Below are 22361 nucleotides of genomic sequence, written 5' to 3'. Positions count from 1 at the left end.
ATGAACGAAACCGCGCTACAGAACAAAGCCCTGGCAGTACTTTTGGCGCTGGTGACCATTGCCTTCTTCTGGATTCTCCTTCCGTATTACGGCGCAATCTTCTGGGCGGTGATCCTCGGTATCCTGTTCGCCCCGCTGCAGCGTCATTTGCTGATCCGCAGCGGGCGGCGGCGTAACCTTGCCGCGGTCACATCCACGCTGGTGTGCCTGCTTGTGGCGATCCTGCCGGTAATCATCACCAGCGCCCTGCTGGTACAAGAGGGCGCCACGCTGTACCAGCGCATCGAAAGCGGGCAACTGGACATCGCCGGTTACGTCGAGCGCGGCAAGGACATGCTCCCGGCATTCGCCCAGCGTGGCCTGGACAACATGGGCATGGGTAACCTCGACGGGTTGCGTGACAAGATCACCAAGTGGGCAACCCAGGGTAGCCAGGTATTGGCCAGCCAGGCATTCAGCTTTGGCCAGGGCACATTCGAGTTCCTGATCAGTTTCGGCATCATGCTGTACCTGCTGTTCTTTTTCCTGCGTGATGGCCCGGAAGTCGCGCGCCGGGTGCGCATGGCCGTGCCGCTGCCCGAGCACCAGAAGCGTCGTTTGCAGTTGAAATTCAATCGTGTGGTGAGGGCGACGGTGAAGGGCAACGTGCTGGTGGCCATTACCCAAGGTGCATTGGGTGGCTTTATTTTCTGGGTGCTGGATATCCCGAGTGCATTGGTGTGGGCGGTGCTGATGGCGTTTCTGTCGCTGCTGCCGGCGGTGGGCGCGGGCATCATCTGGGCGCCGGTGGCGGCGTATTTCCTGCTGACCGGGGCGATACTGCCAGGGGTGGTGCTTACTGCATTCGGGGTGCTGGTGATCGGCCTGGTGGATAATGTGTTGCGGCCCATCCTGGTGGGCAAGGATACCCGCATGCCGGACTACCTGATCCTGGTGTCGACCCTTGGCGGGCTGGCGGTGTTCGGCCTCAACGGCTTCGTGATCGGCCCATTGATCGCGGCGCTGTTCGTCTCCAGCTGGGCGATCTTTGCCGCGACCAAACCGCAGGTGCAATTGCCGCAATAGCGTTCAAACCTGAGGGTAGTCGGGTGTGGAGCGGCCCTGTTTCGCAAAAGGGCCGCTTCCACAGAGAAACCGCAGGGTCAGAAGGCTTGCGGCATCTCGCCCTTGGCCAGGCGCCGGTTGATGTCGGCAATCACTTCGGGCAGATCGTTGATGGTGTCGATCAGGTAGTGCGGGCGGGAGCCGGCAAACAGTGCATGGATACGCTGGCGCTCGCTTTCCAGTTTTTCGGCACTCAGCGCCCGGAAGCCTTCCCAGGTCAGGCCCAGGGCATTGCCCGAACAGACCAGTGCCACGGTCCACATGCCGGCACGGCGGCCTTCAAGAATGCCTGGCACGGTGTCGTCCACCTTCACGCAGGCCGCTACATCGTCAATCCCCAGCGCAATCACGTTGGCCAAGGCCTGGGCCGGCCATGGGCGGCCGTTCGGGGTTTCATCGGTGGCCACTACATGGTCGGCTACGTAGCCGTTCTGCGCCGCCAGTTCAACCACCTTGTCCATCACCACTTTCGGGTAGCCCGAGCACGAGCCGATCTTCAGACCGTCCTGGCGTAGACCGGTGAGGGTGTCCAGCGCACCGGGGATCAGCGCCGAGTGCACGGCGATCTTCTCGATCTGCAGCGGCATGAAGCGGTTGTAGATGGCGGTGACGTCATCATCGGTCGGGGTACGGCCGAACACCTTGCGGTAGCGCTCGGCAATTTCCGGTACGTCGCACAGGGTGCGGATATGGTCCCATTTACCCATGCCCATCGGGCCTCGGGCTTCCTCGATGGACACCTGCACGTCGAACTCGGCAAAGGCCTCGACAAAGATCTGGGTGGGGGCGAATGAGCCGAAATCGACCACGGTGCCAGCCCAGTCGAGGATGGCGGCTTGCAGTTGGGTGGGGTTGTTGTAGTTCATGTGCGCGAATTCCTGGGTTCGGGTGGGCAAAGCGTCAGATGTCCAGCACTTCCATTTCCCGCAGCACCTCGGCCACGGCATTCACGGCGGCCTGCATGCCGTCCGCCCCGACCACACCGATACAGCCGACGCGGAAGGTTTCGACCTGGGTCAGCTTGCCCGGGTAGAGAATGAATCCCTTGGCCTTGACCCGCTCGTAGAAGTCCTTGAACTGGTAGCGGGCATCGGTGGGGGCGTGGAAGGTGACGATGATCGGCGCCTGGATTTCGGCGGGCAGAAAACTGCGCAGGCCGATGGCTGCCATGCCGTCGAGCAGCGTCTTGCAGTTGTCTGCGTAGCGCTGGTGGCGGGCCGGAAGGCCACCTTCCTCGTTGTATTGCTGCAGCGCTTCATGCAGGGCCGCGACCACGTGGGTAGGCGGGGTGAAGCGCCATTGCCCGGTCTTGGCCATGTAGGCGTGCTGGTCGTGCAGGTCCATGGCCAGCGAGTGGGCATTGCCTTCGGCGGCCGCCAGGGCGTTCTTTTCGGCGAAGACGAAGCCCATGCCGGGTACGCCTTCCAGGCACTTGCCGGAAGCTGCGATCAGCGCTTCGAAGGGGATTTCGCGGGCATCGATCGGCAATGCTCCGAACGAGCTCATGGCATCGATGATCAGGCGCTTGCCATGGCGTTTGATCACCTGGGCGATCTCGGGGAGCGGGTTGAGAATGCCGGTGCTGGTTTCGCAGTGGATCAGCGCCACATGGGTGATGGCCGGGTCTTCGGCCAGCAGCCGGTCGACGTCGGCGGCGGTGGTCGGCTGGTCTTCGGCCGTTTCGAAGGTGCTGTAGGTGCGGCCCAGCACTTTGCAGATCTTTGCCAGGCGCTGGCCGTACGCGCCGTTGATCAGTACCAGAACCTTGCCATCGCGTGGCACCAAGGTGCCGATGGCCGCTTCCACGGCGAAGGTGCCGCTGCCTTGCAGGGGAACGCAGTGGTGGCTGCTGGCGCCGTCGATGATGGCCAGCAGTTGTTCGCAGACGCTGGCAGTCAGTTGGTTGAAGTCACGGTCCCAGGAGCCCCAGTCCACCAGCATGGCTTGGCGGGTGCGGATTGATGTGGTCAAGGGACCTGGGGTCAGCAGAATCGGGGCGTTGCTCATTCCGTTATTCCTCACAAGCGGTGGGCTGAAACTACGGGGCCTAGGTTGCAATTCGCGTTGTCATCAATCAAATTGTTTGTTGTTATCCCAGCTATAAGTCAGGCCGATAAATATGAACCTGTTCCAGCTACGCGCCTTCGACGCCGTGGCCCGTGAGGGCAGCTTTACCCGTGCTGCCGAGCGCCTGTTCATCAGCCAGCCGGCGGTGACCGGGCACGTCAAGGCCCTGGAAGAGCACTACCAGATCACCTTGCTGCGGCGTACCGCACGGCGCGTGGAACTGACCGAGGAGGGCACGCGCCTGGCGGCCATCACCCGCGCCATGTTCGGCCTGGCCGAAGAGGCGCAGGCCATGCTCGAGGCCAACCGCCAACTGCTGACCGGGCGCCTGGAGGTAGCCGCCGACGGCCCGCACCGGGTCATGCCGATGCTGGCGCTGTTGCGTGAGCGGTACCCTGGCGTCACCGTCAACTTGCGCCTGGGCAATGCACAGGAGACGTTGGCTGCGCTGCTTGGCGAGCATGCCGACGTGGCGGTGCTGACCGAAATCGAGCCGCGCAAGGGGCTGCATCTGCAAACGCTCTGTGAGTCGCGCCTGTGTGCGTTGTTACCTGTGGGGCATGCCTGGGCCACCGAGCGGGAGGACTTGCCGTTGGCCGCGCTGCACCAGCAGATCATGGTGCTGCGCGAACCCAGTTCCACCACCCGGCGCACCTTCGACAAGGCCTGCTTCAAGGCGGGCGTGCAACCGCGTGTATTGCTGGAACTGGACAGCCGGGAGGCGGTAACCGAGGCAGTGGCCTCGCAACTGGGGATTGGCGTTGTTTCTTCCACTGAAGTGGCCAATGATCCCCGTGTGGTGGCACGACCATTGGCCGGTGAGGGTCTTGTCAACCAACACGTGATCGGCTGCCTGGAGCGCCGTCGCGAACTGCGCCTGATTCAGGCGTTCCTGAGTCTGGCCGCGGGGCTATGATGGCTGTTTGCTGCGGGGCACCCTAGGCTCTGTATGAAAAGCCTTGATACTCGGTGATGCTGCGTTGAAAACAGCCTCGGAATGCTCATTTACAACCCGTAAACTCCGCTTCCTCGGCTGTTTTCGCCTTGCCTGACCTTCGTCTCAAGGCTTTTCATACAGACCCTAATATGGCCGGCAATCAGCCGACAGGACCGTCGATGAGCGACAAAGACACCATTTCCATGCAACTGGTGCGCGAAGCGCTGTTGCAGACCTGCCCTGCCGGTGAGCCTGACAGTGGCTTGCTGGCCAGGGCGGGTATTGCCGTTGAACAACTGCACCTGCCAGAGGCAAGGGTCAGTGCCGAATCCTATGCCCGCCTGTGGCGCTTGCTGGCCCGGCGCTGCAACGACGAGTTTTTCGCGATGGACCCGCGCGGTTTGTGCAGTGGCAGCCTGGCTTTCATGTGCCGTGCCAGCATGGGCCAACCGACCCTGGGCGCAGGCCTGGAAACCTCGCTGGCATTCCTGTCGCTGATGCTTCAAGACATGCAGCCCAGCCTGGTGCGCCAGGAAGGCCTGGCCGAAATTGTCATCAATGAGCCGCGTGACGAACCGCGCCGGGCGTTCACCTATTTCACGTTCTGGATGATCGTGCATGGCGTGGCTTGCTGGCTGGCCGGGCGGCGCATCCCGATTCTGAGTATCGATCTGCGTTGTGCCGAACCCCCTTTTTGCGACGACTACCGGGTCATGTTTTCGGAGAGCCTGCATTTTGAGCGTCCACGCACACGCATGATCATTGCTTCGCAATGCCTCGACTTGCCCCTGCGCCGCAGCGAGGAGGAACTGCAGCGTTTTCTGGCCGAAGCGCCGGGCAATATCCTGGTCAAGTACCGTGACCCGGCCAGCCTCGGGCGGCGTATCCGCACCGACCTGTTGCGCCTGGCCCCTGAGCAATGGCCCGATGCTGACAGCCTGGCCCGGCAGCTGTGCCTGTCGCCATCGACCCTGCGGCGGCGCCTGGCAGAAGAGGGGCAGAACTACCAGGGCCTGAAGGACAGCGTACGACGGGAGCTGGCGATCGCCTGGCTCAGCCAGGAAGACGTGGCCATGGGCGAGCTTGCCGAGCGTTTGGGGTTTGCCGACAGCAGCTCGTTCTATAAGGCATTTCGCAAGTGGTTCGGCTGCAACCCGGGGCATTATCGGGCGTTGATCCAGGCGCGAGGGGCAGGGCACTGAAGGGCGAACGCTTGCGGCAGCAGGCATGACACGGCGTCCATGTCGAGCGCCTGGTCGGGGCGCTCCCCCAGTCCTGGCTGCGGCAGCCGAGCGCGCAGAGGGGTGATGAGCGGCGGCCAAACCAGTCATCCAGATTGACAGCTTTGGCCATTGCCGCCGCGCATGAGCGGCGCGAACATCGTCGGACCGATGCTTCAACTCCAAAAACAAGAAACCAGGAGTCCGATGATGCGCGATTACGCCGAGGCCGCTCGTGCGTTTGACCATGCCCAGGCCGCAGTGGCGGCATTGCATGGCAGCCTTGAGGCCCTTAATGCCTGTGTCGAATGTTGTGACCGGCATGCCGGTGACGGCAAGCTGGCGCTGATACATGAAGATCGCGACGGTAACAGCGCGCGCTATAGCTTCGACCAGCTTCAGGTGCAGGCTGCACGGTTCGCCAATGTGCTAAGGGCGCAGGGGGTGGGCGTTGGAGACCGGGTTGCCGGCTTGATGCCGCGCACCCCCGAACTGCTGGTGACCATCCTTGCTACCTGGCGCCTTGGGGCGGTTTATCAGCCCTTGTTCACGGCGTTCGGCCCCAAGGCCATCGAGCACCGGCTTGAGCAATCTCACGCCCGAGTGGTGGTCACCGATAGCCAGAACCGCGCCAAGCTGGACGAGGTGCACGCCTGCCCGACCATTATCACCGTCAAGGCCCGCAGTGGTGAACTGGACTTCCAGCAATGCCTGGAAAGCGCAGCGGATGTCTGCGAGCCGGTGATGCGCTCAGGCAACGATCCGTTCCTGCTGATGTTCACTTCTGGAACCACTGGCCCGGCAAAACCCCTGGAAGTGCCACTGCGCGCGATTGTCGCGTTTCAGGGCTACATGCGTGATGCCATCGAGCTGCTGCCTGAGGACAACTTCTGGAACCTGGCCGACCCGGGTTGGGCTTACGGTTTGTATTACGCCGTGACCGGTCCGTTGTCGCTGGGGCATGCCACCACGTTCTACGATGGCCCGTTCAGTGTCGAAAGCTGCGCCCGGGTGATCGACAAGCTGGGCATTACCAACCTGGCCGGCTCGCCCACTGCGTATCGCTTGCTGATTGCGGCGGGCAAAGATTTTTCGGCACCGATCAAGGGCCGCCTGCGAGTGGTCAGCAGTGCGGGCGAACCGCTTAACCCCGAGGTGATCCGCTGGTTCGCCGACGAGCTGGGCGTGACCATTCACGATCACTATGGCCAGACCGAATTGGGCATGGTGCTGTGCAACCACCATGGCCTGCAGCATCCGGTGCACCTGGGTTCTGCCGGCTATGCCATTCCTGGCCACCGCATCGTGGTGCTGGACGAGCAGGGCAACGAGCTGCCAGCCGGCCAGCCAGGTATCCTCGCCGTTGACCGTGAGCAGTCGCCGCTGTGCTGGTTCGGTGGTTACCACGGCCTGCCGACCAAAGCCTTCGTCGGCAAGTACTACCTCAGCGGCGACACTGTCGAGCTGAACCCGGATGGCAGCATCAGCTTCGTCGGCCGTAGCGACGACGTGATCACCACCTCCGGTTACCGGGTGGGGCCGTTCGATGTGGAAAGTGCGTTGATCGAGCACCCGGCGGTGATCGAGGCAGCGGTGATCGGCAAGCCCGACCCGGAGCGCACCGAGCTGATCAAGGCGTTCGTGGTATTGGCCAGCGGCTACGCCGGCAGCGTCGAGCTGGAAGAAACCTTGCGCCAGCACGTGCGCCAGCGTCTCTACGCGCATGCCTACCCCAGGGAAATCGAATTCGTCAGCGAGCTGCCCAAGACCCCGAGCGGCAAGCTGCAACGCTTCATCCTGCGCAACCAGGAAGTCGCCAAACAACAAGCGCAACAGGCCACCCCTGTCAGCGTCTGAAAGGAAAGAACTCATGCACATCGCCAATAAACATTTCATCGTCAGCGGCGCCGCTTCCGGGCTGGGTGCCGCTACTGCACAGATGCTGGTCGAGGCTGGTGCCAAGGTCATGCTGGTCGACCTCAATGCCCCGGCTGTCGAAGCCAAGGCTCGCGAGCTGGGCGACAACGCCCGTTTCGCCGTGGCTGATATCAGTGACGAGCAGGCGGCCCAGTCGGCTGTCGATGCAGCTGTCAGCGCCTTTGGCAGCCTGCATGGGTTGGTCAATTGTGCTGGCATCGTCGGTGCCGAGAAGGTGCTGGGCAAGCAGGGCCCACATGGCCTGGCCAGCTTCGCCAAGGTCATCAACGTCAACCTGATCGGCAGCTTCAACCTGTTGCGTCTGGCTGCAGCGGCCATGGCCGAAGGGGCTGCCGATGAGGGCGGCGAGCGCGGGGTCATCATCAACACGGCCTCCATTGCCGCCTATGACGGCCAGATTGGTCAGGCCGCCTACGCCGCCTCCAAGGGTGCCATTGCCAGCCTGACCTTGCCGGCCGCGCGCGAACTGGCGCGCTTCGGCATCCGCGTGATGACCATCGCTCCGGGCATCTTTGAAACCCCCATGATGGCCGGCATGAGCGAAGAGGTACGTGCTTCTCTGGCTGCCGGCGTGCCATTCCCGCCCCGCTTGGGTCGCCCGCAGGAATACGCTGCGCTGGCCCGCCACATCATCGAGAACAGCATGCTCAACGGTGAGGTCATCCGCCTCGACGGTGCGCTGCGCATGGCTGCCAAGTAAGGAGAACGAACATGCCCCTCGCCAATGACCCCATCGTTATCGTCAGCGCCGTACGCACGCCCATGGGCGGGCTGCAGGGCGACCTCAAAAGCCTGACTGCGCCGCAACTGGGCAGCGCTGCCATCCGTGGTGCCGTGGAACGTGCCGGCATCGATGCCGCTTGTGTCGAGCAGGTACTGTTCGGCTGCGTGCTGCCAGCCGGCCAGGGCCAGGCGCCGGCACGCCAGGCCGCGCTGGGCGCGGGGCTGGACAAGCACACCACCTGCACCACCCTGAACAAAATGTGCGGCTCGGGGATGCAAGCTGCGATCATGGCCCATGACCTGCTGCTGGCCGGCACCGCAGACGTGGTAGTGGCGGGTGGCATGGAAAGCATGACCAACGCGCCGTACCTGCTGGACAAAGCCCGTGGTGGCTACCGCATGGGCCACGGCAAGATCATCGACCACATGTTCATGGACGGCCTCGAAGACGCCTACGACAAAGGCCGCCTGATGGGCACCTTTGCCGAGGACTGTGCCCAGGCCAATGCCTTCAGCCGCGAAGCCCAGGACCAGTTCGCCATCGCCTCGCTCACCCGAGCGCAGGACGCCATCAGCAGCGGCCGTTTTGCCGCCGAGATCGTGCCGGTGGAAGTCACCGAGGGCAAGGAAAAGCGTGTCATCAAGGATGACGAGCAGCCGCCCAAGGCGCGCCTGGACAAGATTGCGCAGCTCAAACCGGCGTTTCGTGAAGGCGGCACCGTGACGGCGGCCAACGCCAGTTCGATTTCCGACGGCGCTGCGGCGCTGGTACTGATGCGTCGCTCCGAGGCCGACAAACGTGGCCTCAAGCCATTGGCCGTCATCCACGGTCACGCCGCCTTTGCCGACACCCCGGCGCTGTTCCCGACCGCCCCGATCGGCGCGATCGACAAACTGATGAAACGCACCGGCTGGAACCTGGCCGAGGTCGACTTGTTCGAGATCAACGAGGCCTTCGCCGTGGTCACCCTGGCGGCCATGAAACACCTCGATCTGCCACACGACAAGGTCAATATTCACGGCGGCGCCTGCGCCCTCGGGCACCCGATCGGCGCTTCTGGCGCACGTATTCTGGTCACCCTGTTGTCGGCCTTGCGCCAGAACAATCTGCACCGGGGTGTGGCGGCCATCTGCATCGGCGGTGGCGAGGCCACGGCCATGGCTGTTGAATGCCTGTACTGAGGTGAACCATGCTGGTAAATGACGAGCAACAACAGATCGCCGACGCGGTACGCGCCTTCGCCCAGGAGCGCCTGAGACCGTTTGCCGAGCAATGGGACAAGGAACATCGCTTCCCGAAAGAGGCCATCGACGAAATGGCCGAACTGGGCCTGTTCGGCATGCTGGTGCCGGAGCAGTGGGGCGGTAGCGACACCGGCTATGTGGCCTATGCCATGGCCCTGGAGGAAATCGCTGCGGGCGATGGCGCCTGCTCGACCATCATGAGCGTGCACAACTCGGTGGGTTGCGTGCCGATCCTGCGCTTCGGCAACGAGCAGCAGAAAGAGCAGTTCCTCACCCCGCTGGCGACAGGTGCGATGCTCGGTGCTTTCGCCCTGACCGAGCCGCAGGCTGGCTCCGATGCCAGCAGCCTGAAGACCCGAGCACGCCTGGAGGGCGACCACTATGTGCTCAATGGCAGCAAGCAGTTCATTACCTCGGGGCAGAACGCCGGGGTAGTGATCGTGTTTGCAGTCACCGACCCGGAGGCTGGCAAGCGTGGCATCAGCGCCTTCATCGTGCCGACCGACTCGCCGGGCTACCAGGTAGCACGGGTCGAGGACAAACTCGGCCAGCACGCCTCCGACACCTGCCAGATCGTTTTCGACGATGTGCGCGTGCCAGTGGCCAACCGGTTGGGGGCGGAGGGTGAAGGCTACAAGATCGCCCTGGCCAACCTTGAGGGCGGCCGTATCGGCATCGCCTCGCAAGCGGTGGGTATGGCCCGCGCGGCGTTCGAAGTGGCGCGCGACTACGCCAACGAGCGCCAGAGCTTTGGCAAACCGTTGATCCAGCACCAGGCCGTGGCCTTTCGCCTGGCCGACATGGCGACGAAGATTTCCGTGGCCCGGCAGATGGTATTGCACGCCGCCGCCCTTCGTGATGCGGGGCGCCCGGCGCTGGTGGAAGCATCGATGGCCAAGCTGTTTGCCTCGGAAATGGCCGAAAAGGTCTGTTCGGATGCCTTGCAGACCCTGGGCGGTTATGGCTATCTGAGTGACTTCCCGCTGGAGCGGATCTATCGCGACGTTCGGGTTTGCCAGATCTACGAAGGCACCAGCGACATTCAGCGCATGGTCATTGCGCGCAATCTTTGAAGGAGCAGACTGCATGGCATTCGAAACCATCCTGTTGGACATCCACGGCAAGGTTGGCCTGATCACCCTCAACCGCCCGCAGGCGCTCAATGCGCTGAACGCGCAGATTGTCGGTGAGATCAACCAGGCCTTGGACCAGCTTGAGCGCGACCCGAACATCGGCTGCGTGGTGCTGACAGGCTCGGCCAAAGCCTTTGCCGCTGGCGCCGACATCAAGGAAATGGCTGAGCTGCAATACCCGCAGATCTACGTCGACGACCTGTTCAGCGACGCCGACCGCATTGCCAATCGCCGTAAGCCGATCATTGCTGCAGTGTCTGGATTTGCCCTGGGCGGCGGCTGTGAGTTGGCGATGATGTGCGACTTTATCCTCGCGGCGGACAATGCCAAATTTGGTCAACCGGAAATCAACCTGGGCGTGCTGCCGGGCATGGGCGGTACCCAGCGCCTGACGCGTGCGGTGGGCAAGGCGAAGGCCATGGAGCTTTGCCTGACCGGCCGCCTGATGGGGGCGGAAGAAGCCGAGCGTGCAGGTTTGGTGGCGCGGATCGTGCCGCAGGCAGAGCTGGTGGAAGAGGCGCTGAAGGTGGCGGCGACCATTGCCAGCAAGTCGATTCCGGTGAGCATGATGGTCAAGGAGAGCGTCAACCGAGCGTTTGAAGTCACCCTCAGCGAGGGGGTACGCTTTGAGCGTCGGGTCTTCCATGCGGCTTTCTCCACCGAAGACCAGAAAGAAGGCATGGCCGCATTCATCGCCAAGCGCGAGGCACAGTTCAAGGACCGTTGATCAGACTCGGTTCGTTGCCGTTGCCGTTGCCGTTGCCGTTGCCGTTGCTTTTGCTTCTAAGCGCGCGATAGTTCAGGCGACGCAGATTGCGACTTCAGGAGGCCGAGCGCAGGGCTTGCGGAGGGAGGTGACGGGCATGGATGCCCGTCAAGCGCTGGGCCCCAGGATGGGGCCTGCAGCGCGGTCCTCCCGGGAGCAAGCCCGGAGCGAGGGAACCCCGGAGCGTAGCGCAGGGGCCGGATGATGGGAGCGCAGCGTTTTTTGGTTACTTTTTGTCGCGTTTGACAAAAAGTGACCCGCCGTAAGGGCGGAAAGGTGACTATGCGCCACCTTCGTGAATGAATACCTACTCGATGTGGATGCCCACATCCAAGAAGCAAGAAGCAAGAAGCAAGAAGCAAGAGGCGAACTCGTCTGTTTTGACTCAGCGAACAGGCCGTTTGCGATGGCGACGCTGACTCACCTTTTCGCCCTTACGGCGAGTCACTTTTTGTCAAACGCGACAAAAAGTAACCAAAAAACGCTGCGCTCCCATCATCCGGCCCCTGCGCTGCGCTCCGGGGTCCCCTCACTCCGGCCTTGCTCCCGGCAGGACCGCGCCGAAGGCCCCATCCTGGGGCCTCAGCGCTTGACGGGCATCCATGCCCGTCACCTGCCTCCGCAAGGCCTGCGTTCGGCCTCCTGAAGTCGCGAAGATCAAGATCAAGATCAAGATCAAGATCAAGATCAAGATCAAGATCAAGATCAAGATCAACGGCAACGGCAACGGCAACGGCAACGGCAACGGCAGGCGGATGGGCCCTACCGGAATCACAGTTTGCTACTGGCCCTGCAGCTGAGCAGGGGTGCCGACCGGCGGATTGTCAGCAGCGGAAGCAAATTCGCACCCATTTGCAGTTGCTCCACGCCGCTTGGCGCCTTAGACTGCCGCCCCCTGTAAAAGAGTGCCGGTTGGCGCTTGAAGAATTCCGCTGTCGATGCATAGGCATCGGCGGCACATGAATCGCCCAAATGCACATTTTTTCATAGAGAAATCGATGACCAAGGAACAGTTGCTGGCCATGTCGGCCGATGACTACATGAACGCCGACCAGCTTGCTTTCTTTACTGAGCTGCTGCAGGCGATGAAAGTCGAAACCCATGAACGCATCGAGCTCAGCCGCACCACCATCGAAGGCCTGGACACCCCGTCAGACCCTGCCGACGTGGCTTCGGTCGAAGAAGAACGTAGCTGGCTGGTAAATGCCATCGACCGCGACCAGCGCCTGCTGCCACAGCTGGAAATGGCCCTGGACCGTATTGCCGACGAAAGCTTCGGCTGGTGCGATGACAGTGGTGAGCCCATCGGCCTGAAGCGCTTGCTGATCAGCCCGACCACCAAGTACTGCATCGAAGCCCAGGAGCGCCACGAGCAGCTCGATCGCCACCAGCGCCAGGTATAAATCCGCGCGCGGTGCAAAGCCCCTCGGAGCAATCCCTGGGGCTTTTTGCGTTTCTCGTCGATACCGTTTTTGTTGCGCCGTAAGAAACACTGCTGTACCGGGATGCGCTGTTTCCGCGCCACTGTCAGGCGTATCATGGCTTTATCGTTAGGGTGCTAATTAAGTTCCGGAGGGAATGATGAATAGCCGAGTCGATGTGGCTGTAATGATAGGGTCGGGCGTGCCGGCCACCTTCCAGGCGCTGGGCAAGCGCATTTGCTGGGTGGTGCTGGTCAATGGCGAGCGCCGCGGCACCGCCTTCGCCACGCGCGAGGAAGCGCTTGAGTGTCAGGCTGCCTGGCAGCAGCAACTGAAGAAAGGGCTGGCTGCCTGAAAATGTTTATTGCCTCTCGACGGGTTTCGGTGTTTTCGGGCATATTTGTCCTACAGTAATGCGCACATGGATGCCAGGGCTTGTCTTCTTGCAGGCTCACTCCACTGGTTGCGTTTTCTGGCGAGTGATTTCAGGCATCACGCTTCCCAAGCCGGGAATGAGCCAAACGCCTTCGGTTGAGGGCGAGTCTGGCAAACCAGAGTAAAGATTCCTGCGCGCTGCATCGTCAGCGAGCACAGACATTTCGCATATCGCTTTATTACTCTTTTTGCCTATCGATAAGAAATGGCCGCGCCTCCCCGAGCTTGGGTGAGGGCGGGTTGTAACCGGTTGAGGATTACTTCATTGGCAGTCAGCACACTTGATACGCATGCGTTGTTCGCCCTGGGCGACTTGCGCGGTAAATTGGCCCAACTGTTTCAGGGCCGCTTCATCTATGTCACCGAACAGAGTCCCGAAGGCTTGTACATGGCCGAAATCGACACCGAGAGTGCACTGGTGGTCGATGACAAGCAGCGCCTTGAATTGAAAGTCGGCGACCACTTTCGTGCTGCCGTATTGCCTAGCCGCGAAGGTGGCAAGCTGGAAATGCGCTTTCGCGAAATCAAGTTGAATGTGTATGGCGTTGGCGACTACGCCTTCGTTTCTGTGCCGGAAGGCGAGGGCATCGTGTTTCGTGAAGGCCATGGCGTGATGCTGGTATTCGCCGCGCAGCAACAAGTGCAGGAAGGCCTGGGCAAGTTGCTTAAAGCAGTGACCGGCAAGGTCGCCAAATGGCGCAAGGGTGAACTGACCACCTTCAAGGCCAGTGAATGATCGACAGTGACGACGCACCGGCATCGCGGGCCGAGTTTCATCGGCAGCACCAGGCCGATGCCGTGGCTGAGGCAGAACGTTTGCTGGCCGGGCGTGAGAGGCTGCAAGGCGCCTGGTTGAACTGGGTGGCGGCTGAGCTCTATCGCCTTAGCCCGCCGCCATATGCCGCCATGGTCCGGCGCGAGTTGCAGCGCCTGAGCCAAGGTTGAGACGGCAAACCTTCAATTGCCACGGTCTCGGCCGCTGCTGACTTCTTCAGGCACCGGCTCTTTCGCCATGCGCTTGCGGAACAGTGCCGCCCGTGCCAGCAACAGCGTGGTGATCGGCACGGTGATCGACAGCAGGATAGGAATCAGCCACGCGTGCAGCACAGGGGTGCCCTTGAGCCACGAAAAGTAGATGATCGAGGCCAGTGCTACGCACCAGGCGCCAAGGGTCGAGGCCAGCGCTGGCGGGTGCATGCGCTGGAAGTAGTCTTTCAGGCGTACCAGGCCTATGGCGCCGACCAGGGCGAACAGGCTGCCGGTGAGCAGCAGCGCGGCCGTGACCAGTTCCAGCCAGAACGGCAGTACCAGGGCTTCAGTCATTCGATCACCTCTCCGCGCAGCAGAAACTTGGCCAGGGCAAACGAGCCGACGAAACCAAACAGCGCAATCAGCAGGGCACCTTCGAAGTAGGTGTCACTGGCATAACGGATACCCAGCACCAGCATGGTGAGCATGGCCAGGATGTAAAGGTAGTCCAGGGCCAGCACGCGGTCTTGGGCGGATGGGCCACGGAACAGCCGGATCAGCGTCAGGCCCATGGCCAGGGCGAAGATGAACAGGCTGGCGAGGACGGCATTGGCGAGCAGGCCAGTCATTGGAAAATCTCCATCAGCGGGCGTTCGTAAGTGTCCTTGAAGTGCTGTATGAAGGCCGCTTCATCGTCCAGCTCAAACACATGCACCAACAGCACACTGCGGTCCAGTGCCAGTTCGGACCAGACTGTGCCAGGCACCACTGTGGTGATCATCGACAGCGCTGCCAGGCCGTGGGGGTCACGCAATGCCAGTGGTATGTGAACGAACGCCGAGCGTAGTGGCTGCTTGCCGGCCCGCAGTACACCACGGGCCACCAGCAGGTTGGAGATGATCACATCGATGCCGACCCGACCGATCAGCCGGGCGATGACCAGGGGGCGCCGTACGTGGGCATGCTGCGGGCGCAGGGGCGCCATCAGCAGTGGCGCCAGTATGCCAAGTGCGGCGCCCAGCAGCAGGTTGCCGGGGCTGACCGAGAGGTTCAGCAGCAGCCACAGGCCGAACAGCGAGACCGATAGCAGTGGGGCGGGGAACAGTCGGTTCATGGCTGCACCTCTACGTCGCGCGAGGTGGGGCCAGGAATCGGCCGGGCGGCCATCACGGCTTCGATATAGGTATCGGGGGCCTGCAGGCTGGCGGCAGTGTCCTGGGTGTAGCGCAGCAACGGCTCGGCTTTGAGGCTGAGGATGAGGCACAGGCCGAGCAGGATGACGATGGGCAGGCATTCATAGCGCCGCAGCACCGGTGACGGGCGCTCTTCGGGCTTCCAGAAACGCTGGATGCCGACGCGGCCGAAGGCGATCAGCGAGGCCATGCCGGACAGGATCAGCAACGCTACCAGGCCCCAGCCGGCGGCACTCAGCGGCTGCTCGGCCGGCACGCCCAGGCCCAGTGGATTGAACAGCGCGCTGATCAGGTTGAGCTTGCCGACAAAGCCTGACAGTGGCGGCATGCCGATGATCAGCAGTGCGCAGGCGATGAAGCTGAGGCCGAGGAAGGCCATGGTCCACGGGATGATCTGGCCGATTACCACCTGCTGTTCATCATCGAGGTTGATGCCCTTGGGCGGGTGCAGCGATTCCAGTGGCGGGGGCATGGCGTCTTCTTCTTCGTCCAGCGGCGCTTCATTGGCCGAGCGCGAGCGCTCGACCAGTTCGGCGAGCAGGAACAGTGCACACAGCGCAAGGGTCGAGTTGACCAGGTAGAACAGCGCCGCGCCGGTCAGTGCCGCCTGAGCAAAACCCACCGCGCCAAGCAGGGTGCCGGCCGAGACCAGGATACTGAGTGCCGCCATACGTTCCAGGCGCTGTGCCGCCAGGATTGATACCGCTGCCACCGCCAGGGTAACCAGTCCGCCGTAAATCAGCCATTCGCCGCCGAAATGCGCAGAGGCCCCGGCCTGCCCGGAGAACAGCAGCGTCCACAGGCGCAGCACGGCGTACAGGCCGACTTTGGTCATGATGGCGAACAATGCAGCCACCGGTGCGCTGGCTGACGCGTAAGCTGGCACCAGCCAGAAGTTCAGTGGCCAGATACCGGCCTTGACCAGGAAGGCCACGGCCAGGATTGCCGCACCGGCATGCAGCAGGCCACGGTCGGCTTCCGGTACCAGTGGAACCTTCAGCGCTAGGTCAGCCATGTTCAGGGTGCCAGTTACGCCATACAGCATCGCTGCGCCGATCAGGAACAGCGACGAGGCAAACAGGTTGATGGCGATGTAGTGCAGGCCGGCGCGCACCCGCGCACGCCCCGAACCATGCAGCAGCAAGCCATAGGAGGCGGCCAGCAGCACTTCGAAGAAGACGAACAGGTTGAACAGGTCGGCGGTGAGGAAAGCGCCATACAGCCCCATCAGTTGAATCTGGAACAGTGCATGGAAGCTGGCCCCTGCACCGTCCCAGCGGGCACGGGCAAACAGCAGGGCGCTGAAACCGATGACCCCGGTCAGGCTCAGCAAGAGCGCGGACAGGTGGTCCACCACCAGCACGATGCCAAACGGCGCTGGCCAATTGCCCGGCAGGTACACGCCGATCGATGCTGCCTGGCCCTGGGTGCGCACCCACAGCAGCAGAGAGACCGCGATTGCAAGGCCGGTGAAGGTTGACAGCAGGTTCAGACTGGCCTTGATATGCCTGTGCTTTTCACCCAGCAGCAACATGATCGCCGCTGTAATCAGCGGCAGCAGGATGGGGGCGACAATCAGTTGGCTCATACCACTCATTCGTCACGCTCCCGGCCATCCACGTGGTCGGTACCGGTCAGGCCGCGCGAGGCCAGCAGCACCACCAGGAACAGCGCGGTCATGGCGAAACTGATGACGATGGCGGTGAGCACCAGTGCCTGCGGCAGCGGGTCGGTGTAGTGCAGCAGGTCCTGGGTAACGCCATCCTTGATGATCGGTTCCTTGCCGATGAACAGGCTGCCCATGCTGAAGATGAACAGGTTGACCCCGTACGAAAGCAGGCACAGGCCCATGATCACCTGATAGGTACGCGGGCGCAGGATCAGCCACACTCCGGAGGCAGCCAGTACGCCGATGGCGACTGCAATCACTTCTTCCATCAGGCGGCTCCTGCTTGGCTGGTTTTTGCCGGGTTGCCCGGGCGGTAGGCGCGCACCGACTGGTGCGCCAGGGCCGTGAGGATCAGCAGGGTCGAGCCGACCACAACGGTGTACACGCCGATATCGAAGAACAGCGCGCTGGCCACGTGTACATCACCCAGCAGTGGCAGGTGCAAGTGGGCGGTATGGGTGGTGAGGAACGGATAACCCAGCAGCATGGCGCCGACACCGGTCAGGGTCGCGCACAGCAGCCCGGTACCCATCCAGCGCAGCGGCCGCAGGCTCATCTGTGCTTCGACCCACTGGGTGCCGGCCACCATGTACTGGAGGATGAACGCCACCGACATCACCAGGCCAGCGACAAACCCGCCACCGGGCTGGTTGTGCCCGCGCATGAACAGGTACATCGACACCAGCAAGGCGATCGGCAGCAGCAGGCGCACCAGTGCTGCAGGCACCATCATGAACCCCAGCGCGGTATCGGTGGCATGCCGCGGGTTGATCAGGTCGGTGACCACGTCCGGCGCCAACTGGCGCTGTTGCGCTGGCAACTGCATGCTCTCTTTCGGAGGGCGGAAGCGCCGCAGCAGGGCGAACACAGTCAGTGCCACAGCCACCAGTACGGTGATTTCACCGAGGGTATCGAAGCCGCGGAAGTCGACCAGCATGACATTGACCACATTGGTGCCGCCGCCCTGAGGCAATGCCCGGCTCAAGTAGAACGAGGAAATGTCGTTGGGCGTCGGTCGGGTCAGCATGGCGTACGACAGCACGGCCATGCCGCCACCCACCAGCACGGCCAGCAGCAAGTCGCGCAGGCGGCGCATGCGCGCGCGCTCCAGGCTGCCAGGCAGCGGTGACACGCCTTCGATACGCCTAGGCAGCCAACGCAGGCCGAGCAGGATCAGCACGGTGGTGACCACTTCCACCACCAGCTGGGTCAGCGCCAGGTCCGGCGCAGAGAACCAGACGAAGGTAATGCAGGTCATCAGGCCGCAGACGCTGACCATGATCAGGGCCGCCAGACGGTGGTACTTGGCTTGATAAGCGGCGCCGATGGCGCAGGCAATCGCGATCAACCACAGGGCGACGAACACGCCCGAACCCGGAATCTTCGGGCGGTCACCCCAGCTCAGGCCGCTATAGAACATAGGAGTGAGGCCCGCGAGGAACGCGGCGAATACCAGCATGAATAGCTGCGACTGCAGGCGCCGGGTGGTGAGCAAGCGCTCGAGGCGACGCGCCAGCAGCATCAGATGAACCTGGCCATGCTCGAACAGCCGCTTGCCATTGAAACGCTCGATCACGGGGGGGGAGGGGAAGCGGCCCAGGCGCAGTTGCTTGCGCAGCAGCAGGTACAGGACGATGCCGCCGCTCATGGCTACCAGGCTCATGACCATCGGTGCGTTCCAGCCATGCCAGATGGCCAGGCTGTACTCGGGCAGGGTACCGCCAACCACCGGCAGGGCTGCAGCGGCCAACAGGGGGCCGACCGACTGGGCGGGGAAGATGCCCACTACCAGGCAGGTGAGCACCAGCAACTCGACTGGAGCACGCATCCAGCGTGGCGGCTCGTGCGGGGTATGGGGCAGGTCCTGAGCCGTCGGCCCGAAGAACACATCGACGGTAAAGCGCAGGGCATAGGCCACGCTGAAGGTGCCAGCCAGGGTGGCGATTACCGGCAGCGTGGCCTCGACCCAGGCGGTAGAACTGATGAACACCGTCTCGGCGAAGAACATTTCCTTCGACAGGAAGCCGTTCATCAGCGGTACGCCGGCCATCGAGGCGCTGGCGACCATCGCCAGGGTCGCGGTATAGGGCACCAGGCGGACGAGGCCGCTGAGGCGGCGAATGTCACGGGTGCCGCTCTCGTGGTCGATGATGCCGGCGGCCATGAACAGCGAGGCCTTGAAGGTGGCATGGTTGAGAATGTGGAATACCGCGGCAACGGCAGCCAGCGGGCTGTTCAGGCCAAGCAGCAGGGTAATCAGGCCCAGGTGGCTGATGGTCGAATAGGCCAGCAGGCCCTTGAGGTCATTCTGGAACATGGCGGCGAATGCGCCGAGCAGCAGGGTGAGGGCACCGGCACCGCCGACGATCCAGAACCACTCCTCGCTACCGGAAAGTACCGGCCACAGGCGTGCCAGCAGGAACACCCCGGCCTTGACCATGGTGGCAGAGTGTAAATAGGCCGACACCGGCGTGGGCGCTGCCATGGCGTGGGGCAGCCAGAACTGGAAGGGGAACTGTGCGCTCTTGGTCAGGGCGCCGATGAGGATCAGGGGCAGCAGCACCGGGTAAAGCGCATGCTGGCGGATGATGTGACCGGCAGCCAGGACCTTGTCCAGGTCGTAGCTGCCGACCACATGGCCGAGCAGCAGTGCCCCTACCAGCAGGCACAAGCCGCCTGCGCCGGTTACCATCAGCGCCATGTAGGCGCCGCGACGGGCATCGGCGCGGTGGTGCCAGTAGCCAATCAGCAGGAAGGAGAACAGGCTGGTCAGTTCCCAGAAGAACACCAGCTGGATCAGGTTGCCGGAGATGACCAGACCGAGCATGGCGCCCATGAAGGCCAGGAAGAACGCGAAGAAGCGTGGCACCGGGTCTTGCGGCGACATGTAGTAGCGGGCATACAGCGATACCAGTGTGCCAATGCCCAGTACCAGCAACGAGAACAGCCAGGCAAAGCCGTCCATGCGCAAGACCAGGTTCATCCCCAGGCTGGGTAGCCACAGGAACTCTTCGCGAATGACGCCACCATGGGCAATCTGAGGGTACAGAAGTGCTACCTGGACGGTACCGACCAGGGCTACGAGCCCGGCAAGAATGGACTCGGCGTTACGTGCGTTGTGCGGCAGCACAGCTGCCAGGCAACTGCCCAAGAACGGCAGAAGCAATAGCACTATCAAGGACATAGCGGCCTATTCTGGAGAAGTTTGCAAAGAATCATACGTGCCGAGGTGTTTATCACCAACACGCAAGCTGTCGCAGAATCCTACAAACAGGCTGTGACAAGCGGTTTTTTTATAACAGTTCTTTACAAAGAATAGCCGCTGTTGACCCTTTCACAGCCCGGCCTGGCGTTCGCCTTGATGCTGCACAGCGCGTGCTTCGACGCTTTCGCGTGGGCGCCGCACCTTGAGTTCACTGACCACCACCGCGACCACGATCAGCAGGCCGCCGAGCAGCGCCACGCCCGGCAGGCGCTCGCCGGCCAGGCGCCCGACGATGCCGGCCCACACCGGTTCACCGGCATAGATGAGCGTGGCGCGGGTAGGCGAGACCGACTTCTGGGCCCAGTTCATCGCCACTTGAATCACCGCACTCATTGCGCCCAGGCCGACTGCGCTGGCCAGCAGAAGCCAGGAAAAGTCGGGGATGCGCTCCTGGGTCGGCACGATCATCAGAAACGCCAGCAGCGATGCGGTGGCAAGTTGCACCACAGTCACCCGGCGCACATCGACCTGGCCGGCGTAGCGGCTGATCAGGATGATTTCACCGGCGATGGCCACGGCGCTGACCAAGGTGACCAGTTCGCCCTCGCTGAAACGCAGACTGCCGCCTTCCGGGCCGGCCAGCAGCATCAGACCGATGAATGCAAGGCAGATACCCATGCTGGGCATCAGGCCGGGCCGCCGGCCCAGCACCAGCCACTGCAGCAGCGGCACAAACGGCACGTACAACGCAGTGATGAACGCTGACTGGCTGCTGCTGATGGTTTGCAGGCCCATGGTCTGCAGGCCATAGCCGAGCATGATCGACACGCCGATCAGCATGCCGGCCTTCAGCTCGGTGAAGGTCAGGCCGGGCAGCGCTCGCGCCGAGACCACGCCAACGAACAGCGCGGCTGCTGCAAAGCGCAGGCCGACGAAGAACATCGGGCCGCTGACGGTCATCACGTTATGCACCAGCAGGAAAGTGCCGCCCCACAACATGGTGATGAATACCAGCACCAGTTCGGCCTTGCTCAGGCGGAAGGTGACGGCAGGGGTAGGCTTGCTGCTGGGCTGGTTCATGGTCTTGCACACTCGGAAAGGGCGGCGCACAATCGCCGCAAAAGTGGGCAGTATACTGCGCAATCTTGATCAGTGAGCAATATAGTGCACAAGGATTCTTCGCACCGGGCATCGGTGCTGCAACATGTCAGCCTCAATGTGCGCAGTCTGCGCAACGCCGCCGGCTTGAGTCAGGCGGCGCTCGCCGAGCGTTCAGGGGTCAGCCGGCGCATGCTGGTCGCGATCGAGGCGGGCGAGAAGAATGTCAGCCTGACCACATTGGACCGGATTGCCGAAGCCTTGGGCGTGGCCTTCAGTACTTTGATCCAGGCGCCAGACCTGCGCGACCCCGGGCGCATTGAAGAGCTGGCCTGGGCTGGCGAACACCCCCAGAGCAGAGCGGTGTTGCTGGGCACCAGCCCGGCAAGGCGCGAGGTGGAACTTTGGGAGTGGACCCTGGCACCGGGGGAGTGCTATTGCAGTGAGGCCGATGCCGAAGGATGGAGTGAGCAGATTTATGTGGTCGATGGGCAACTGACGCTGATCATCGAAGATATCGAGCATCGCTTGCAGGCGGGGCGGTTCCATGTGTTCCCCAGCAATTGCCGGTATGCCTACCGCAACGATGGCGTGGCGGCTGTGCGGTTTGTGCGCAATGTGGTGATTTGAGTGTGCAGGTGTTGGGGCTGCTGTGCAGCCTCAACAGGTCTCAAACCGATCAGTTTTTCAGCAGCTCATCGGTCTTCACCACATTGGCATAGGCAAACGCCAACGCCGCCATCGCCGAGTCATGCACATGAGCCGCCGGCACCTGTTTGCCGTCGAACGCCAGTGGCAGGGTTGCGCAGGCATCGTGCGCCACGGTCACTTGATAGCCCAGGTCGGCCGCAGCCCGGGTGGCGGCGTCAATGCACATGTGGCTCATGCTGCCGACGATGGTCAGCGCCTCGACGCCATGCCGGTCCAGCGTGTGCTCGAGATCGGTGTCGAGGAAGGCATTGACCTTGTGCTTGAGCACCACGGGCTCCCCCGGTAATGGCTCGACCTTGGCGTGGATGGCCGCGCCTTGCGAACCGGGGGTAAAGAATGGCGCATCGGCAGTGTCGAACTCATGCCGCACATGCACCACCAGATCGCCGCGCTGGCGTGCTGCTGCCAGTAAGCGGGCAGCGTTGTCGGCCGCCTGGTCGGCGCCATCGAGGGTCCATTTGCCGCCCGGGAAGTAGTCGTTCTGGATGTCGATGATGAGCAGTGCCTGCTTGTTCATGCTGCCTCCT

Annotated in this window: 24 protein-coding genes; 14 read left to right on the top strand and 10 right to left on the bottom strand. The window is 62.6% G+C overall.

Annotated elements, in window-relative coordinates; genetic code table 11:
* Positions 1-1065 carry an AI-2E family transporter gene (locus QCL51_RS16445; protein ID WP_021785358.1) on the top strand — a complete coding sequence of 355 codons (1065 nt, stop codon included), beginning with the start codon at positions 1-3 and terminating at the stop codon, positions 1063-1065.
* A gap of 77 nt (positions 1066-1142) precedes the next feature.
* Here the strand turns inward: QCL51_RS16445 and phnX are convergent, their stop codons facing one another.
* Complete coding sequence (phnX, locus tag QCL51_RS16440) at positions 1143-1970, bottom strand: phosphonoacetaldehyde hydrolase (protein ID WP_003250077.1); 828 nt, start codon at positions 1968-1970, stop codon at positions 1143-1145.
* Positions 1971-2004: 34 nt separating this feature from the next.
* Positions 2005-3111: a 2-aminoethylphosphonate--pyruvate transaminase gene (locus tag QCL51_RS16435; protein ID WP_103444025.1), complete on the bottom strand. Its 1107-nt coding sequence runs from the start codon at positions 3109-3111 to the stop codon at positions 2005-2007.
* A gap of 112 nt (positions 3112-3223) precedes the next feature.
* On the opposite strand from QCL51_RS16435, the gene QCL51_RS16430 reads away from it, so the two are divergent.
* The 12 genes from QCL51_RS16430 to QCL51_RS16375 all read left to right on the top strand — a co-directional run bounded on the left by QCL51_RS16430 (position 3224) and on the right by QCL51_RS16375 (position 13934).
* Positions 3224-4087 (top strand): LysR substrate-binding domain-containing protein, encoded by an 864-nt coding sequence (locus QCL51_RS16430; protein ID WP_021785357.1) that lies wholly within the window; start codon positions 3224-3226, stop codon positions 4085-4087.
* A gap of 200 nt (positions 4088-4287) precedes the next feature.
* A complete protein-coding gene (locus tag QCL51_RS16425) occupies positions 4288-5310 on the top strand; it encodes an AraC family transcriptional regulator (RefSeq protein WP_021785356.1) in 1023 nt (340 codons plus the stop codon).
* 228 nt (positions 5311-5538) lie between these two features.
* Complete coding sequence (locus tag QCL51_RS16420; protein ID WP_021785355.1) at positions 5539-7185, top strand: acyl-CoA synthetase; 1647 nt, start codon at positions 5539-5541, stop codon at positions 7183-7185.
* 13 nt (positions 7186-7198) lie between these two features.
* Positions 7199-7966: an SDR family NAD(P)-dependent oxidoreductase gene (locus QCL51_RS16415; RefSeq protein ID WP_103469259.1), complete on the top strand. Its 768-nt coding sequence runs from the start codon at positions 7199-7201 to the stop codon at positions 7964-7966.
* A gap of 11 nt (positions 7967-7977) precedes the next feature.
* On the top strand, positions 7978-9171 hold the full coding sequence (locus QCL51_RS16410; RefSeq protein WP_021785353.1) for an acetyl-CoA C-acyltransferase: 1194 nt from the start codon (positions 7978-7980) through the stop codon (positions 9169-9171).
* Positions 9172-9179: 8 nt separating this feature from the next.
* A complete protein-coding gene (locus QCL51_RS16405) occupies positions 9180-10307 on the top strand; it encodes an acyl-CoA dehydrogenase (RefSeq protein WP_021785352.1) in 1128 nt (375 codons plus the stop codon).
* Between the two features lie 13 nt (positions 10308-10320).
* On the top strand, positions 10321-11094 hold the full coding sequence (locus QCL51_RS16400) for an enoyl-CoA hydratase (RefSeq protein ID WP_003250095.1): 774 nt from the start codon (positions 10321-10323) through the stop codon (positions 11092-11094).
* A 641-nt stretch (positions 11095-11735) separates the two neighbouring features.
* Positions 11736-11933 (top strand): hypothetical protein, encoded by a 198-nt coding sequence (locus QCL51_RS16395; RefSeq protein ID WP_338443754.1) that lies wholly within the window; start codon positions 11736-11738, stop codon positions 11931-11933.
* Positions 11934-12131: 198 nt separating this feature from the next.
* Complete coding sequence (locus QCL51_RS16390) at positions 12132-12536, top strand: TraR/DksA family transcriptional regulator (RefSeq protein WP_003250099.1); 405 nt, start codon at positions 12132-12134, stop codon at positions 12534-12536.
* Between the two features lie 178 nt (positions 12537-12714).
* Positions 12715-12909: a hypothetical protein gene (locus tag QCL51_RS16385; RefSeq protein WP_021783195.1), complete on the top strand. Its 195-nt coding sequence runs from the start codon at positions 12715-12717 to the stop codon at positions 12907-12909.
* Between the two features lie 345 nt (positions 12910-13254).
* Positions 13255-13725 (top strand): hypothetical protein, encoded by a 471-nt coding sequence (locus QCL51_RS16380; RefSeq protein ID WP_003250101.1) that lies wholly within the window; start codon positions 13255-13257, stop codon positions 13723-13725.
* Positions 13722-13934, top strand: coding sequence for a hypothetical protein (locus QCL51_RS16375; RefSeq protein WP_103469257.1), 213 nt, complete (start codon positions 13722-13724; stop codon positions 13932-13934). The genes QCL51_RS16380 and QCL51_RS16375 overlap by 4 nt, the downstream gene beginning before the upstream one ends.
* A gap of 12 nt (positions 13935-13946) precedes the next feature.
* Here the strand turns inward: QCL51_RS16375 and QCL51_RS16370 are convergent, their stop codons facing one another.
* The 7 genes from QCL51_RS16370 to QCL51_RS16340 form a co-directional block, all read right to left on the bottom strand.
* On the bottom strand, positions 13947-14312 hold the full coding sequence (locus tag QCL51_RS16370; protein ID WP_021783193.1) for a Na+/H+ antiporter subunit G: 366 nt from the start codon (positions 14310-14312) through the stop codon (positions 13947-13949).
* Positions 14309-14587, bottom strand: coding sequence for a K+/H+ antiporter subunit F (locus QCL51_RS16365; RefSeq protein ID WP_021783192.1), 279 nt, complete (start codon positions 14585-14587; stop codon positions 14309-14311). The genes QCL51_RS16370 and QCL51_RS16365 overlap by 4 nt, the downstream gene beginning before the upstream one ends.
* Complete coding sequence (locus QCL51_RS16360; RefSeq protein WP_021783191.1) at positions 14584-15072, bottom strand: Na+/H+ antiporter subunit E; 489 nt, start codon at positions 15070-15072, stop codon at positions 14584-14586. The genes QCL51_RS16365 and QCL51_RS16360 overlap by 4 nt, the downstream gene beginning before the upstream one ends.
* The gene (locus QCL51_RS16355) at positions 15069-16748 is read right to left on the bottom strand and encodes a monovalent cation/H+ antiporter subunit D (protein ID WP_021783190.1); all 1680 of its coding nucleotides are present in this window, start codon (positions 16746-16748) and stop codon (positions 15069-15071) included. Before QCL51_RS16355 ends, QCL51_RS16360 begins: the two co-directional genes overlap by 4 nt.
* Positions 16745-17089: a Na+/H+ antiporter subunit C gene (locus tag QCL51_RS16350; RefSeq protein WP_003250128.1), complete on the bottom strand. Its 345-nt coding sequence runs from the start codon at positions 17087-17089 to the stop codon at positions 16745-16747. The genes QCL51_RS16355 and QCL51_RS16350 overlap by 4 nt, the downstream gene beginning before the upstream one ends.
* A complete protein-coding gene (locus QCL51_RS16345) occupies positions 17089-20004 on the bottom strand; it encodes a monovalent cation/H+ antiporter subunit A (RefSeq protein WP_021783189.1) in 2916 nt (971 codons plus the stop codon). The genes QCL51_RS16350 and QCL51_RS16345 overlap by 1 nt, the downstream gene beginning before the upstream one ends.
* Before the next feature lie 150 nt (positions 20005-20154).
* Entirely contained in the window at positions 20155-21105 is a 951-nt protein-coding gene (locus tag QCL51_RS16340) for a DMT family transporter (protein ID WP_103469255.1), read from the bottom strand.
* An 84-nt stretch (positions 21106-21189) separates the two neighbouring features.
* Between QCL51_RS16340 and QCL51_RS16335 the strand changes: the two genes are divergently transcribed.
* Positions 21190-21753, top strand: coding sequence for an XRE family transcriptional regulator (locus QCL51_RS16335; protein WP_103444033.1), 564 nt, complete (start codon positions 21190-21192; stop codon positions 21751-21753).
* A 49-nt stretch (positions 21754-21802) separates the two neighbouring features.
* On the opposite strand, the gene QCL51_RS16330 is transcribed toward QCL51_RS16335, so the two are convergent.
* Positions 21803-22351 (bottom strand): cysteine hydrolase family protein, encoded by a 549-nt coding sequence (locus QCL51_RS16330; protein ID WP_103444034.1) that lies wholly within the window; start codon positions 22349-22351, stop codon positions 21803-21805.
* Positions 22352-22361: the final 10 nt, after the last annotated feature.

Origin of the sequence: Pseudomonas sp. LTR0, from assembly GCF_036630035.1 — a bacterium.
Lineage (GTDB): Bacteria > Pseudomonadota > Gammaproteobacteria > Pseudomonadales > Pseudomonadaceae > Aquipseudomonas > Aquipseudomonas putida_Y.
This window is presented reverse-complemented; position numbering and strand designations above follow the sequence as displayed.